Source organism: Mesorhizobium sp. B2-2-3, from assembly GCF_006442405.1.
Lineage (GTDB): Bacteria > Pseudomonadota > Alphaproteobacteria > Rhizobiales > Rhizobiaceae > Mesorhizobium.
Genome location: NZ_VFWC01000007.1, coordinates 1 through 15292 on the forward strand (window position 1 = coordinate 1; position 15292 = coordinate 15292).

Annotated in this window: 15 protein-coding genes; 11 read left to right on the top strand and 4 right to left on the bottom strand. The window is 64.3% G+C overall.

What is annotated here, in order from left to right:
- Positions 1-197, top strand: a 197-nt coding sequence (locus tag FJ951_RS28630) for a hypothetical protein (RefSeq protein ID WP_210239745.1), incomplete at its 5' end; no start/stop codon positions are given.
- A 246-nt stretch (positions 198-443) separates the two neighbouring features.
- Complete coding sequence (locus tag FJ951_RS14195; protein WP_226880360.1) at positions 444-692, top strand: DUF2934 domain-containing protein; 249 nt, start codon at positions 444-446, stop codon at positions 690-692.
- A gap of 64 nt (positions 693-756) precedes the next feature.
- Here the strand turns inward: FJ951_RS14195 and FJ951_RS14200 are convergent, their stop codons facing one another.
- On the bottom strand, positions 757-1449 hold the full coding sequence (locus FJ951_RS14200) for a glutathione S-transferase family protein (protein ID WP_140515470.1): 693 nt from the start codon (positions 1447-1449) through the stop codon (positions 757-759).
- Between the two features lie 65 nt (positions 1450-1514).
- Here FJ951_RS14200 and FJ951_RS14205 point away from each other — a divergent pair, with 65 nt between their 5' ends.
- The 4 genes from FJ951_RS14205 to FJ951_RS14220 all read left to right on the top strand — a co-directional run bounded on the left by FJ951_RS14205 (position 1515) and on the right by FJ951_RS14220 (position 7077).
- Positions 1515-2027: a DinB family protein gene (locus tag FJ951_RS14205; protein WP_140494383.1), complete on the top strand. Its 513-nt coding sequence runs from the start codon at positions 1515-1517 to the stop codon at positions 2025-2027.
- A gap of 320 nt (positions 2028-2347) precedes the next feature.
- Positions 2348-2797 (top strand): MucR family transcriptional regulator, encoded by a 450-nt coding sequence (locus FJ951_RS14210; RefSeq protein WP_140494381.1) that lies wholly within the window; start codon positions 2348-2350, stop codon positions 2795-2797.
- Positions 2798-2933: 136 nt separating this feature from the next.
- The gene (locus FJ951_RS14215) at positions 2934-4811 is read left to right on the top strand and encodes an ABC-F family ATP-binding cassette domain-containing protein (RefSeq protein ID WP_140494379.1); all 1878 of its coding nucleotides are present in this window, start codon (positions 2934-2936) and stop codon (positions 4809-4811) included.
- A gap of 157 nt (positions 4812-4968) precedes the next feature.
- Positions 4969-7077: a molybdopterin oxidoreductase family protein gene (locus FJ951_RS14220; protein ID WP_140515471.1), complete on the top strand. Its 2109-nt coding sequence runs from the start codon at positions 4969-4971 to the stop codon at positions 7075-7077.
- Between the two features lie 11 nt (positions 7078-7088).
- Here FJ951_RS14220 and FJ951_RS14225 read toward each other — a convergent pair whose 3' ends face one another.
- Both FJ951_RS14225 and FJ951_RS14230 read right to left on the bottom strand, forming a co-directional pair.
- Positions 7089-8231 (bottom strand): NAD(P)/FAD-dependent oxidoreductase, encoded by a 1143-nt coding sequence (locus FJ951_RS14225; RefSeq protein ID WP_140515472.1) that lies wholly within the window; start codon positions 8229-8231, stop codon positions 7089-7091.
- Between the two features lie 69 nt (positions 8232-8300).
- The gene (locus FJ951_RS14230) at positions 8301-8786 is read right to left on the bottom strand and encodes an Lrp/AsnC family transcriptional regulator (RefSeq protein WP_181165174.1); all 486 of its coding nucleotides are present in this window, start codon (positions 8784-8786) and stop codon (positions 8301-8303) included.
- Positions 8787-8882: 96 nt separating this feature from the next.
- On the opposite strand from FJ951_RS14230, the gene FJ951_RS14235 reads away from it, so the two are divergent.
- The 3 genes from FJ951_RS14235 to FJ951_RS14245 are packed head-to-tail and all read left to right on the top strand — an operon-like array spanning position 8883 to position 12490.
- Positions 8883-10091, top strand: a complete 1209-nt coding sequence (locus FJ951_RS14235) for a diaminopropionate ammonia-lyase (RefSeq protein ID WP_140515473.1) — start codon at positions 8883-8885, stop codon at positions 10089-10091.
- Positions 10088-11314, top strand: coding sequence for a Zn-dependent hydrolase (locus tag FJ951_RS14240; protein WP_140515474.1), 1227 nt, complete (start codon positions 10088-10090; stop codon positions 11312-11314). The genes FJ951_RS14235 and FJ951_RS14240 overlap by 4 nt, the downstream gene beginning before the upstream one ends.
- Before the next feature lie 18 nt (positions 11315-11332).
- On the top strand, positions 11333-12490 hold the full coding sequence (locus tag FJ951_RS14245; RefSeq protein WP_140515475.1) for a M20 aminoacylase family protein: 1158 nt from the start codon (positions 11333-11335) through the stop codon (positions 12488-12490).
- 213 nt (positions 12491-12703) lie between these two features.
- Here the strand turns inward: FJ951_RS14245 and FJ951_RS28445 are convergent, their stop codons facing one another.
- Complete coding sequence (locus tag FJ951_RS28445) at positions 12704-12844, bottom strand: hypothetical protein (RefSeq protein WP_181165131.1); 141 nt, start codon at positions 12842-12844, stop codon at positions 12704-12706.
- A 110-nt stretch (positions 12845-12954) separates the two neighbouring features.
- Between FJ951_RS28445 and FJ951_RS28450 the strand changes: the two genes are divergently transcribed.
- Both FJ951_RS28450 and FJ951_RS14250 read left to right on the top strand, forming a co-directional pair.
- Positions 12955-13128: a hypothetical protein gene (locus tag FJ951_RS28450; protein WP_181165130.1), complete on the top strand. Its 174-nt coding sequence runs from the start codon at positions 12955-12957 to the stop codon at positions 13126-13128.
- Positions 13129-13197: 69 nt separating this feature from the next.
- Positions 13198-15291, top strand: a complete 2094-nt coding sequence (locus FJ951_RS14250) for an ATP-dependent helicase (protein ID WP_140494365.1) — start codon at positions 13198-13200, stop codon at positions 15289-15291.
- The last annotated feature ends 1 nt before the right edge of the window (position 15292 follow it).

Genomic DNA, 15292 nt, shown 5'->3' on the forward strand with positions numbered 1-15292 from the left:
CCCGCGACAACACGGTCGCCTTCGCGCGGCTGCGATTGCAGCTGCCACAGAGCCCGATCCGGCATCACTTCGTCAAAAAGGTCAGGCACTACCCGGATGGAACCCTGGCGATCTTTCACGGGCCGCGCCGCATCGCTCGCTACAGCTCTGACGGCGCCGCAATCGAAGACACTTGCCCCATCAGGCAAGCCGCGTGAACCGCTTCGACGCCAAAACAGAAGCGGACAGATCATGTGCTACCAAACCGGACAACTTGATTAGCTACCGACAGAGGAAGTCGACAGAGGTGTCGACAGGGGAAGTCGACGCCATGCGCGTTTGCGTGCCGGGCCGATATCGGCGATGCCGCCAGCCCGAGATCGGACGGCTGCAATATTAGGCTTTGCTTGCTATAGTCACATGTCGGCGCCGCGCTGAGGTCGGCCCGGATGGAGACCATGACCATGACAGACGATCGCCAGGAGCGCATTCGCAGCCGCGCACATCATATCTGGCAGGAAGAAGGGCAACCGGCCGGACAGCATGAGCGCCATTGGCAACAGGCGACGGCCGACATCGACCAGGAGGATGCAGGGTCATCCGCGGTGAAGAAGCCAGCAAGAAAGGCGGCCGTCGCCGGCAAGGCAAAAACCGCGCCCAAAGAGGCCAAGACCGCCGCCAAGCCCGGCAAGCCAAAAAAGGCGGCTAAATAAGACCTGGCCATAGTGGAGCCGATGGCTCGTCGCTGGCCCTGCCGCAAGGTCAGGCGCTAAGGTTTCACGCGGCCGCCGCAACCGTCCGACCCAGCCCGCCATGCAGGTCGAGGCAGCGGGCGAACCACTGCGCCACGACATCGTGGTCGTCGAGCAATGGGTAGGGCGAGGCGATGCGTGCCCATTGCAGCGCGCCGAACACGATATAGTCGGCAAACAGGGGCGAATCTCCGCCTATGAATGGCTGATAGGCGAGCATCGAGCGCAGCGGCTCCAGGGAAGCCCTGAAATTGCCAAGCCCGGCATCCCGCGCGGCCATCACCTCTTCCAGGCTCTTGCCCAGGCGCTGCTCCCGGCTCTGGCGGAAATAGGCGGCGTTCTCCGTATCCTGCATGGCATAAAGGTCCATGATCGCGGCGGTGGTCACATAGGGATGGATGGTCAGTTGCGACCAGCGCTCGATGAAGCGCGCCATGGCCTTGCCGCCTTCGCCGCCAAACAGCGACGGCCGGTCCGGATAGGTTTCGTCGAGATAAAGCGCGATGGCGAAGGAATCCGCGACGACCGTCTCGCCGTCGCGGATCACCGGCACGAGTTTCGATGCGCCGCCCTCGACGCGGGGCACTTCGAGAAAACGCGTCGGCACCGCGCTGATCTCCAGCCCCTTATGCGCCAGCGCCATCGTCGCCTTCCAGCAATGCGGGCTGAACGGGCGGGTGGCGTCGCGTCCGACGAGATCATAAAGCAGAATGGTCATTGGCGGCGGCTTCCTTGCGGTTTAGGTATCCCGCAACGCCTCGACACAGGCCGGCGGGAGAAAAGATGAAACGGCACTTCATGATGTTTGCGGCCTATAATCAATGGGCCAATGGCCGCATCTACGATGCCGCCGCCGATCTCGACGAAGAGGAATTCAATCGCGACGTCGGCGCTTTCTTCGGCTCGATGAAGGGCACGCTCAACCATCTCCTGGCCGCCGATCGCATCTGGATGAAGCGCTTTACCGGCGAGGGCGATGCGCCGACGGCGCTGGACGCCATACTGTACCAGGCGTTGCCGGGCCTGCGCATGGCGCGCGAGGCGGAGGACCGGCGGATCGTCGACTGGGTTGGCGGTTTGAGCGACAAGGCGCTGTCGGGCCGCTTTATATACATGACGGTATCGGACATGCGCACCGTCTCGCAACGGCTGGCTCCGGCGCTCGACCACGTCTTCAACCACCAGACCCACCACCGCGGCCAGGCCCATATGATCCTGACGGTTCTGGGCCGCCCTTCCGTGCAGCTCGATCTGGCGCATTTCCAGCGCACCGAGGAAGGGCGCGCATACGCCTGATTTCGGCCGCCGGCTGCGATAGAGCAGTTTTCACCGTTTCACGGAAACTGCGAACTGAGGGCCGAAAGACGTTGGAGCGCGTTATGACCGACGGCGCGTGTTTTACAGATATTGGCCTTCCAACCGGGCCGCCCAAGTCTGCCGACCCGAAAAATTAGCTTTTCTAGTTTGCACGGAGCCGATTTCCCTAAAAAATATTTGACTGCAAGTCTTGATTCGTTTTGAGATTTGCTGGTCCGTTTGGGGGACGCGGTTAAATAAATGCATCGACGAAATTCTTCTCTGGGGTAGATGATTTTGTCGCAAATAGGGTGAAAGATTTGTCAAATATCGAGGATAAGACCGTTATCGAGCTGACCGCTGACATTGTCTCGGCCTATGTCGGCAACAACCCGCTGCCGGTTTCCGGCCTGCCTGACCTGATTGCCAGCGTCAGTGCCTCGGTGCGAAAGCTCGGAGGTGCCGTTGTCGCGGAAAGTCCAAGCCTGGTTCCTGCGGTGAACCCGAAGAAGTCGGTTTTTCCCGACTACATCGTCTGCCTGGAAGACGGCAAGAAGTTCAAGTCGCTCAAGCGGCACCTCAGGACGGACTATGGGCTGAGCCCGGATGAGTATCGCACCAAATGGGGCCTGCCGCCCGACTATCCGATGGTCGCTCCGAACTACTCAGCGACACGGTCAGCGCTGGCGAAGTCGACGGGACTTGGCCGCAAGCCGGCAGCGCCGGCCCCCGTGGCCAAGGCGACAAAGCGCGGCAAAGCCAGCGCCTGAGCGCGGCCGACCGCGGCCGGAAGCCTCTGAGCTGCGATGTTGACGGCGCCATTGCGCGCGCCGTTTTCACGCCTTGCGTGGCCAACCGGCCCGCAAGGTCTTGCGAAGCGCCGGTCTCCCGTGCAAAAGCGCGGCCATGCTTATCATCAACGACCTCTCGCTGCGCATGGCGGGGCGCTTGCTTCTCGACCATGCCTCGCTGACCTTGCCGGCCGGCACCAAGGCCGGACTTGTCGGCCGCAACGGTACCGGCAAGACCACGCTGTTCAAGGCCATAACAGGCGATTTCCCTTCCGAGACGGGCTCGATCAGCCTGCCGAAGAACACGCGGATCGGCCAGGTGGCGCAAGAAGCGCCCGGAACCGAGGAGCCGCTGATCGAGATCGTGCTCAAAGCCGACCTCGAGCGCACGGCGCTGCTCGAGGAGGAAAAGACGGCGACCGATCCGCACCGTATTGCCGACATCCATATGCGGCTGGCCGATATCGACGCGCATTCGGCCGAGTCGCGCGCCGCCACCATCCTGGCCGGTCTCGGCTTCGACGACGCCGCGCAGCGCCGCCCGGCCTCCTCGTTTTCCGGCGGCTGGCGCATGCGCGTGGCACTCGCTGCCGTGCTGTTTTCCGAACCCGATCTTCTGCTGCTCGACGAGCCGACCAATTATCTCGATCTCGAAGGCACGCTGTGGCTCGAGAACTATGTTTCCAAATATCCGCACACGGTGCTGCTGATCTCGCACGATCGCGACCTGCTTAACCGCGCCGTCAATTCGATCGTCCATCTCGACCAGAAGAAGCTGACCTTCTGGCGCGGCGGCTACGATCAGTTCGAACGCCAGTACACCGAGCAGAAAGAACAGCAGGAAAAGGGCCGTATCAAGCAGGAAGCCGCCCGCAAGCATATGGAATCCTTCGTCGAGCGTTTTCGCGCAAAGGCATCCAAGGCAAGACAGGCTCAGTCCCGCATCAAGGCGCTTGAAAAGATGAAGCCGATCACGGCCATCGTGAACGACACGGTGCGGCCATTTTCTTTCCCGGAGCCGGTGAAGACGGTGGCCTCGCCAATCGTCGCGCTGAACAATGTCAATGTCGGCTATACCCCCGGTGAGCCGATTCTGAAGAAAATGACCTTGCGCATCGATGCCGACGACCGAATCGCGCTGCTTGGCGCGAATGGCAACGGCAAATCGACCTTCGCCAAGCTTCTGTCCGGTCGCCTGAAGCAGGAGACCGGCACCATGACCGTGGCGCCCGGGCTGAAGGTGGCGATCTTTGCACAGCACCAGCTCGACGATCTCAGGCCTGAGGAAAACGCCTACGAGCATGTTCGCAGGCTGATGCCCGAAGCGCCGGAATCGAAAGTGCGCGGCCGTGTCGCCCAGTTTGGGCTCACCACCGAAAAGATGAACACGGCGGCGAAAGACCTGTCCGGCGGCGAGAAGGCGCGGCTGTTGATGGGGCTGTCGGCCTTCGAGGGGCCGAACCTGTTCATCCTTGACGAGCCGACCAATCATCTCGACATCGACAGCCGCGAATCCTTGATCCATGCGCTGAACGAGTTCCCCGGCGCCGTCATCCTAATCTCGCACGACCGCCATCTCCTGGAAGCGACGGCGGACCGGCTGTGGCTGGTCAAGGATGGCGCGGTCAATCCCTATGACGGCGACCTCGAAGATTACAAGACGCTGGTCACCGGCGTGTCCGGCGACCGGCGCGAGCGGCGCGAGGCGGAAAAAGCCTCGAAGGCCGACCGCCGCCGCGAGGCGGCCCAGCGCCGCGCCGCCTTTGAGCCGCTGGCCAAGGAAATTCGCGCCACCGAAGCGCTGATGGACCGCATCCGCAAGCGCATCGACGGCATCGAGGACGAACTGGCCAACCCAGCAATCTACGAAAAGGATCCCTCGACGGCGACAAGGCTGGCCAAGGAGCGATCGCAACTCGCCCAGACGCTCGCCGGCCACGAGGAAAAATGGCTGACCATGTCGGCCGAGTATGAGGAAGGCACGGCGGAGTAGTTACCCTCCCCCTTGTGGGGAGGGTCGATCCGCGAAGCGGAGCGGGGTGGGGGTCTGCGCCACAACCCACCCCGGCGCTACGCGCCGACCCTCTCCTTCAAGGGGACGGTCAGATCTGGCCCTACACGCCTTGCCCGAAACCCGCTAAACAAATCCCATGAACCAGCACGCCAGCCTTCGCATCGGCCATTCGGCCTGTCCGCATGATTGCCCGTCGACCTGCGCGCTCGAGGTCGAGTTGCTTGACGGCAACCGCATCGGCCGCGTCCATGGTGCCAAGTCCAACAGCTATACGGCCGGCGTCGTCTGCGCCAAGGTTGCTCGTTACGCCGACCGCGTCCACCATCCCGACCGCTTGCTGAAGCCGCTGGTGCGCAAAGGCGCCAAGGGCGAGGGCGCCTGGCAGGAAATAAGTTGGGAGGCGGCGCTGGACCTCGTCGCCGAAAAGTTCATCGCGGCCGAGGAAAAATACGGCTCGGAGACGGTCTGGCCCTATTTCTATGCCGGCACGATGGGGCTGGTGCAGCGCGACGGCATCGAGCGGCTGCGGCATGCGAAGAGATATTCGGGCTTCTTCGGCTCGATCTGCACCAACCTGGCCTGGACCGGCTGGATGATGGGGGCGGGCGCGCTGCGCGGTCCCGACCCGCGCGAAATGGCCAAGTCCGATTGCGTGGTGATCTGGGGCACCAATGCCGTGGTGACCCAAGTCAACGTCATGACCCACGCCATCAAGGCGCGCAAGGAGCGCGGTGCCAGGATCGTGGTCATCGACGTCTATGAGAACGCCACGATGAAGCAGGCCGACATGGGCCTTGTCCTGAAGCCTGGCACCGATGGCGCGCTGGCTTGCGCGGTCATGCATGTGCTGTTCAGGGAAGGCTTGGCCGACCGCGCCTATCTCGAGAAATACACCGATGACCCGAAAGGTCTGGAAGCGCATCTGCGCACGCGCTCACCCGAATGGGCGGCCGCGATCACTGGACTGACTGTGGCCGAGATCGAGAACTTTGCCCGTCTCGTCGGCATGACCAGGAAAACCTATTTCCGCCTCGGCTACGGCTTTGCCCGCCAGCGCAATGGCGCGGTCAACATGCATGCCGCCTCCTGCATCGCCGCGGTCACTGGCGCCTGGCAATATGAGGGTGGCGGCGCCTTCCACTCCAATTCCGGCATCTTCAAGCTCAACCAAGAGGTGCTGGAGGGCACGCGCATGCGCGATCCCTCGATCCGCTATCTCGATCATTCGCGCATCGGCCCGGTGCTGACGGGGGCGCCGGATGCGCTCTATGGCGGGCCGCCGGTGACGGCGCTGCTCATCCAGAACACCAACCCGGCCAATGTCGCGCCCGAGCAGCGACTGGTGAAGCAGGGTTTCTTGCGTGAGGATCTGTTCACCTGCGTGCACGAGCAGTTCATGACCGACACGGCCAAGCTCGCCGACGTCGTGCTGCCGGCAACGATGTTCGTCGAGCATGACGACATCTACAAGGGCGGCGGCAACCAGCACATCACGCTCGGCCCGAAGCTGATCGAGCCGCCGGAAGGGCCGCGCACCAACCATTTCGTCATCGAGCAATTGGCTGAGCGCCTCGGAGTCGCCGACAGGCCGGGCTTCGGCCTCACCGAACAGCAGCATATCGACATCATCCTGGGCAAGCGCGGGTTGGGCAGCTTTGCCAGCCTGAAGGAGCAGAAATGGGTCGACCTGCAGCCGGATTTCGAAACCGCGCATTTCACCAAGGGCTTCGGCCATGCGGACGGCAAATTCCGCTTCCGCGCCGATTGGACCGGACAAGCCGCCCCCAATAGGCCGCCGAAAAGCATGGGCCTGTTCGGCCCGGTGGAGCAGTTGCCGCAATTTCCTGATCATGTCGACCTGATCGAGGTTGCCGACGAGGCGCATCCGTTCCGGCTGGCTACGTCGCCGGCACGCAACTTCCTCAACTCGACCTTTTCCGAAACGCCGGTGTCGAAGGCCAAGGAAGGCCGGCCGGAATTGCTCTTGCATCCCGACGATGCCGCCGCACACGGTTTGGCAGAGGGCGATCGTGTCGAACTCGGCAATGCGCGCGGCGAGGTGGTGCTGCATGCGAGGCTGTTCGACGGCATCAACCGCGGCGTGGTGATCGCCGAAGGCATCTGGCCGAACAGCGCGCATGAGCGCGGCGAGGGCATCAACGTGCTGACTGGCGCCGACGCGCCCGCACCCTATGGCGGCGCGGCATTCCACGACAACAAGGTGTGGCTGCGCAAGGCAAGCTGAGCGGCCTCAGCTCATACCGGCAGGGTTTCGGCCGTCCTTTTTCTGTTCTGCCGGAGACGAATGTCGTCGGCGATCGCCTGGGCTTCGATTCCGATTTCGCGCAGCAGGCCGGTGACCGAATTGTGGAAGCCGACGAGATAAAGACCGAGTTCCGAAGCGCGCGCATTGACGCCGCTGGCGCCAGGCTCGACGCCGGGCTGGAGGAATTTGGCATAGGCTGGGCGGTAGCCGGTGGCGAAGATGATCGCGTCGAAGTCGCTGTGACGACCATCGACGAAACGGGCGCCGCCCTCTGATATCTCGGCAATGTCGGGCGCGACCTTGATCGCGCCTTCGCGGATCTTGCCGATGGTGCCGACATCGATCACCGGGATGCGCGACGCCAGGGATATCTGCTCCAGCAATCCCTGCTTGGGCCGTTTGAGCCCATATTTCTCCAGCCTGCCCAACACCAGATCGAGGATGATAGGGAATACGGCGTCATTGACGCGTCGCGGCCCCAGGCGCGTCGCCATGCTGACGACCTGGATGGGCACCCCGAGCAGTTCGCGCGGCACGATATGGACGCCGCCGCGCACGGAGATCGTCGGATGCGCGCCGCCTTCCGCCAGGTCGAGCGCGATCTCGGCGCCGGTGTTGCCCATGCCGATGACCAGCACCGACTGGCCGGCAAACGGCGTGTTGTTGCGGTAATCCGCGCTGTGCAGACTTTTGCCCTTGAAACTGCCGGCGCCGGCGAATGCCGGCATCAGCGGCTCGGCATTGTATCCCGAGGCAATCACCACATGGGAAGCGCGCACGGTGCCTGATGTCGCTTCGACGCCCCAGCTTCTGCCCTGTCGGCCGATCGCCCGCACCGCTTCTCCAAAGCGGGGCCGCAGATCGAAGCGTTGCGCATAGGCATCGAGGTATTCGACGAACAGATCACGTGGCACATAGCGCGGATAATGCCTGGGGAAGGGCACGAAGGGCAGGGATGAATAGCGCTTGGTCGTGTGCAGGTGGACGCGCTCGTAGTGGCGCCGCCAGGCGGGAGCGGGCTGCTGCTCTTTTTCAAGCAAGATGAAGTCGACCCCGGCCTGCCGCAGGCACGCGGCAACGGCCAGGCCCGCCGGCCCGGCACCGATAATCGCAACCGGGGTGGTGTCGTGCAAGCGCGCCTCCCGCCGCTAATTCGCGATGCGGAGAATGGCGAAAGCATGCCAGACATGCAACCTGATCGCTCATCCCGGCAGCGGCACCGTCAGGCCGACCTTGACGCGGTCCATGGCCACGAAGGTGCGGAATTTGCGGACATTGTTGCTGTTGAAGAACAGGCGCCGCGTCAGCGCCTCATAGGCGCTCATGTCGGCCACCGTGATGGCCAGGATGAAGTCGGCCTCGCCTGTCACATAGTAGCACTGCTGGACTTCCGGCGCCGCCAGGAATTGCCGCTTGGCCGCGTCGATCAGTTCGGTGCGTTCGCTTTCGAGTTCGACCTCGACGAAGATGGTGATGGGCTGGCCGACCGCCGCCGGTTCGATGACCGCGACATTGGCCGCGATGACGCCGGTCTGTTGCATGCGCTTGATACGGCGCTGCACCGCCGGCGCCGACAGGTTCACGGCCTCGCCGATCAGTCGCTGCGGCGTCGTGTTGTCCTTCTGCAGCACGGCGAGAATGGCGAGGTCGAAACTGTCGAGCGAGGCTGGCAAAGCGGGCAATGGCATGTCCTGAAGAAACAAACTTGCATTTCGGCACCTTGAATACAGCGCTTTTTGCGCCTGCCTTGCAATATAGTCTCGTCGTCAGCCAAGGAGGCCTTGATGTTCCTGCTCAACCGCAATGCCTTGCACGGCAGCCCACTCGATCCGGTCGACGCCGAAACGCTCGGGGTTGCGGGGGCCGACGCGGCCGAGCGTTTCCTGTCCCATCGCGACAATCATCAGGAGACGCCGCTGCATGCGCTGCCGGCGCTGGCCTCCGAACTGGGCATTGGCGCCATCCACCTCAAGGATGAGGGTTTTCGCCTCGGCCTCGGTAGCTTCAAGGCGCTTGGGGGCGCTTATGCCGTCGTTCATCTGGTGCTGGAGGAAGCCGGCCGCCGGCTTGGCAGGCCGCTCGGCATCGCCGATCTCGATCAGCCCGATGTCAGGGCGGTCGCCGCTACCATGACGATGGCTTGCGCGACCGACGGCAATCACGGCCGCTCGGTGGCACAGGGCGCGCGGCTTGTCGGCGCGAGGGCGGCGATCTTCGTCCATGCCGGCGTCAGCGACGAGCGCATCACGGCTATCGCCCGCTACGGCGCCGAGATGATCCGCGTCGACGGCAACTACGATGATTCGGTCAGGCAAGCCGCACGCGTCGCGGCGGACAAGGGCTGGACCGTCGTGTCCGATACGTCGTGGCCGGGCTATGAGCGCATTCCAGGCCTCGTCATGCAAGGCTACACCGCGATCATGCGCGAGGCGCTGCGCCAGCTCGGCGAACCGCCCACCCACGTCTTCGTCCAGGCCGGGGTCGGCGGCATTGCCGCTGCCGTGGCTGGCCATCTCGCCATCGTGCTCGGTGATGCCAGGCCGGTCTTCACCGTGGTCGAGCCCGCACGTGCCGCTTGTATCTTGGGCGCCGCCAGGGCTGGCCATCCTGTCAAGATCGCGCATGGCGAAGCGACTGTCATGGCGATGCTCGAATGCTACGAGGCGTCGCCTGTCGCCTGGCGCGTGCTGGCGCGTGCCGCCGATGCCTTCATGACCGTCGACGAGGAGGATGCGGTCGCTGTGATGCGGAGGCTTGCGCGGCCGGCCGGCGGCGATCCGGCCATCGTTGCCGGCGAAAGCGGCGGGGTCGGCCTGGCCGGACTGATCCGGGCGCTGGCCGACAACAAGGCCGAACTCGGCCTCGACCGGCTCTCGCGGGTGCTGGTCGTCAACACCGAAGGCGCAACCGATCCCAGGCGTTATGCCGAACTCGTCGGCGTGGCCGCCGCGGACGTGCTTGCGGGCAAGGTACTTTCTGGAGCAACGCCATGATCTCGGTCGACGCGCGGCGGCTGCTTGGCCGTATTCGGGACCTCGGCGCCATCGGCCGCGACGGCGAGGGCCGGCTGGTGCGGCTTGCCGCCTCGGACGCCGACCGGCAGGGCCGCGACCGCTTCGTCGGCTGGTTGCGCGAGGCGGGGCTCGAAGTCGCCATCGACCGCATGGGCAATATCTTCGGCATCTGGCGGACGCCTGGGAATGCCGGGCAGGCGCCGATCCTGATAGGCTCGCATATCGATACGGTCATAGATGCCGGCATTTATGACGGCTGCTACGGCGTGCTGGCTGGGCTGGAGGCAATCGAGACACTGAAGGCGTCAGGCTTTGTCCTGTCGCGCCCGTTGGCCGTCGCCGCCTTCACCAATGAGGAAGGCGTGCGCTATTCCCCCGACATGATGGGCTCGCTGGTTCATGCCGGCGGTGTTGCGATCGACGAGGCGCTGGCGGCCGTGGGGACCGACGGCAGCGTGCTCGGGCAGGAACTGGCGCGCATCGGCTATGCCGGCGACGAGCAGCCGGGCTTCCTCAAGCCGCATACCTATCTCGAACTGCATATCGAGCAGGGCCCGGTGCTGGAGCGCGAAGGCGTGCCGATCGGCGCGGTGGAAAACCTGCAAGGCATCTCCTGGCAGCGCATCACCATCGACGGGGTCGCCAACCATGCCGGCACCACGCCGATGTCGATGCGCAGCGACGCCGGCCATGCGGCCGCCCGTGTCGTCGCCTTCCTGCACGATCGTGCCAAGGCTTCGAACACGCCGACCGTCGCCACCGTCGGCACGATGCGTTTCGAGCCCAACGCCATCAACGTCATTCCCTCGCGAGCGGTCTTCACCATCGACCTGCGCGATCCTTTCGAGCACCGGTTGCAGGCGGAGGAAGCAGCACTCGCCGCTCACCTCGAAGAACTCGCCGCCGCCGAAGGCGTGACGATCTCGGTCGAGCGGCTGGCGCGCTTCGAGCCGGTGATCTTCGACAGCCGCATCGTGGAGCTGATCGAGGCCGCTGCCATCAGTCGCGGGCTGGTTTCGAAGCGCATGACGTCCGGCGCCGGCCATGATGCGCAGATGATGGCGCGTATCGCACCTGCCGCGATGATCTTCGTGCCGAGCGCCGGCGGCATCAGCCATAATCCGCGCGAATACACCGAGGATACCGAGCTCGTCGCCGGCGCCAACATTCTGCTCGATGTCGTCACCCGACTTGCAACCTAGTTTGAGAGGGGCGGAGAAATGGCCAAAATCGATCTCGATGCCTTGAAGCAGGAGATGACCGGCTGGCGGCGCGATCTGCATGCCCATCCGGAATTCGGGTTCGAGGAAAAGCGCACCGCGGCCTTCGTCGCTGCCAAACTGCGCGAATTCGGCCTCGACGATGTGACCGAGGGCGTCGGCGGCACCGGCGTCGTCGGCACGCTGAAGCGCGGCAGCGGCAACAGGGCGATCGCGCTCAGGGCCGATATGGATGCCCTGCGCATCACCGAGCAATCGGCTGTGGCCTATGGCTCGCAAAATCCCGGAATCATGCACGCCTGCGGCCATGACGGCCACACCACCATGCTGCTCGGCGCGGCGAAGCTGCTGGCCGGGGAGGGCGGGTTCAACGGCACGGTGCGCTTCATCTTTCAGCCGGCCGAGGAGTGGGGCAGGGGCGCGCTGGCCATGCTCGACGATGGGTTGATGCGCCGCTTTCCCTTCGATGAGATTTTCGGCCTGCACAATCTGCCCGGATTGCCGATTGGCCATTTCGAAACCCGCCCCGGCCCGATGATGTCGGCCGAGGATATCTTCGAGATCGTTCTGAGAGGCCTCGGCGGCCACGCTGCCGGGCCGCAGGACGGCCGGGAGACACTGGTCGCCGCTTGCGCGCTGGTCACCAATCTGCAAACCATCGTCTCGCGCCGGCTGAGCCCGGCCGACATATCGGTGGTCTCGGTAACCGAGCTGATCACCGACGGCACCCGCAACGCGCTGCCCGGCCTTGCCCGTATCCTGGGAGACGCCCGCAGCTTTCGCCCCGAGGTCAGCGCCGAGATCGAGAAGCAGATGCGCACCATCGCCGCCGGCACCGCCGCCGCCTACAACGTCACCGCCGAGGTCGCCTACAGCAGGGAATTCGTGCCGCTGCACAACGACGCCGAATTGGTCGACGAGGCCTTTGCAGCCGCCGGAAACGTGTTCGCGCCCGAAGGCGTCGCCGTCGCCCGCGAGCCGATGACCGGCTCTGAGGATTTTGCCCGTTTCCTCGCTCACGTGCCCGGTTGCTTCGTCTTCCTCGGCAATGGCGACACGGCGCCGCTGCACAATCCGAGCTACGACTTCAACGATGACGGCCTGCTGTTCGGCACGAATTTCCATGCCGCGGTCGTCAGACGGCGATTGGGAGCATGAACGGCGCGGTCGTTCCGGAATTTGGCGGGAAGCCAAAGGGGTGGAATCCCCATGACGCTACGGCAAGACTCAGCTAACATCCATATTGCGGCGGACCTGATATCCGCCTGGCCGGCGCTATCAGGCACCTCCCAAGCGGCGCCGGCCGTCCTTTCCAGGCTGTGCTTTGTGCTGTCCCGCCGTGGTCCGCGGCGTTGCTGCACGCATGTCAACTCATTTGCCGGTCTTATCGGCTACAGGATTGCCGTCGGCGTGCGGGTTTTCCGCTGCCGGAGCCTTGGTTGGCGGGACGTTGTTGTCGCAGGCCGACACGGCCAGAACGATCAGCAGAAGGCCTAGGGAGAGCTTCTTCATCGCTACCTCCTCTCGTCTGACAACGAGACGACTTCCGTTTGGTTGCGACGATCAAGCCGAGGAACAAAAGCTCATGTCTCCGGTTGGATCAGGCAAAGGAGGACTGCTGGATGATCCGTCTGCTCTTGGCCTGCACCATCGCCTTCGTCACTTACCGCCTCGCGCGCAAGCTGATCGAGGACGTACCCGACACCGTAGATCCCCTGTTGCTGCCAGTCCCGAAGAATGATCGGGAGACATTGCGCAGGCAGTCGGCAGCGATGGGTGTCGATCCGGAACGCTGACCTGTCGACCCTGAGCTCGCCGCGCCGCTTCCTTGTTGCGAACAAAGCGGAAACGATGCTTGATGGGCGATGAACCTTGCCGCTCATGATTCGACATTTCGGGAACCGACCGACCAGCCTGCTTATCTCGCAAGGCTGAACGATGCCCAACGCCAGGCTGTCGAGCATGGCGACGGCAGGATCGCCGGACCGCTGCTGGTCATTGCCGGCGCCGGCTCGGGCAAGACCAACACGCTGGCGCATCGCGTAGCCCATCTCATCGTCAAGGGCGCTGATCCGCGCCGCATCCTGCTGATGACGTTTTCACGCCGCGCCGCCTCCGAAATGGCCCGGCGCGTCGAGCGCATCGCCGGCGAGGTGCTCGGCCGTGACGCCTCGATCGTCACTGACGCGCTGACCTGGGCCGGCACCTTCCATGGCATCGGTGCACGGCTGCTGCGCGATTACGCGCAGGAGATCGGCCTCGATCCGGCGTTCACCATCCACGATCGCGAGGATTCGGCCGACCTGATGAACCTGGTGCGCCACGAACTCGGCTTCTCGAAGACGGAAGCGCGCTTTCCCACCAAGGGCACCTGCCTTGCCATCTATTCGCGCGCCGTCAACGCGCAGGCGCCGCTCGGCGAGGTGCTGGGCTCCGCCTTTCCATGGTGCGCCGGATGGGCCGAACAGCTGAAGCAGCTGTTCGCCGGCTATGTCGAGGCCAAGCAGGCGCAGAACGTGCTCGATTACGATGACCTGCTGCTCTACTGGGCACAGATGACCGCGGAACCGGAAATTGCGACGCATCTGGGCGGGCGTTTCGACCATGTGCTGGTCGACGAATACCAGGATACCAACCGGCTGCAGGCCTCGATCCTCATGGCGCTCAAACCCGATGGCGCCGGGCTGACGGTGGTCGGCGACGATGCGCAATCGATCTATTCGTTCCGCGCCGCCGAGGTGCGCAATATCCTGGACTTCCCAAACCAATTCGCGCAGGCCGCCGATGTGGTGATGCTGGAGCGCAACTACCGCTCGACCGAAACCATTTTGGCCGCCGCCAATGCGGTGATCGGCGAGGCCTCGGAACGCTTCACCAAAAACCTGTGGTCGGAACGCAAATCCGCCGCCAAGCCGAGGCTGGTGACTGTACGCGACGAGGTCGAACAGGCCAATTTCGTCTGCGAGGCCATCCTGGCCGAGCGCGAGGCCGGCACGGCACTGAAATCGCAGGCGGTGCTGTTTCGCGCCTCGCACCACAGCGGGCCTCTGGAAATCGAGCTGACGCGGCGCAACATTCCCTTCGTCAAGTTCGGTGGGCTGAAATTCCTCGATGCCGCTCACGTCAAGGATGTGCTGGCGGTGCTGCGCTTTGCCGAAAACCCGCGCGACCGCGTCGCCGGATTTCGCGTGCTGCAGCTTTTGCCGGGCATCGGCCCCTCGGCCGCGGCGCAAGTCGTGGAGACGATGACATCGGCGCTGGACGAGGCGATGGGCCTTGCCGGCTGGCGGCCGCCGCAGCGCGCGGCGGATGACTGGCCGGGCTTCGTCTCGCTCTACTCCGGCCTGCGTGCCGGCGCCAAATGGCCGGCCGATCTCGAACAGGTCAGGCTCTGGTACGAGCCGCATCTCGAGCGCATCCACGAGGACGCAACCACGCGCCGGGCCGACCTTCTGCAGCTCGAGCAGATCGGATCCGGCTACGCTTCGCGCGAACGGTTCCTGACCGAGCTGACGCTCGATCCGCCGGACGCGACCAGCGACCAGGCCGGGCCGCCGCACCGCGACGAGGATTATTTGATCCTGTCGACCATCCACTCGGCCAAGGGCCAGGAGTGGAAGAACGTGTTTGTGCTCAACACCGTCGATGGCTGCATTCCGGCCGATCTCGGCGTTGGTACCAGGGAAGATATCGAGGAGGAGCGCCGGCTGCTTTACGTGGCGATGACAAGGGCCAAGGACAGCCTCAACCTGGTCATGCCGCAGCGCTTCTTTGCGCATGGCCAGGCGGCGCGCGGCGACCGCCATGTCTATGCCTCGCGCACGCGCTTCATCCCGGCCTCCCTCCTTGCGGCATTCGAACAGACGGTATGGCCGGCAGCGCAAGCAGCGCCGGGCAGGGCGCCCCGGCCGGAGATACGCGTCGACATTGGCGCGCGCATGCGCGGCATGTGGAAATAGT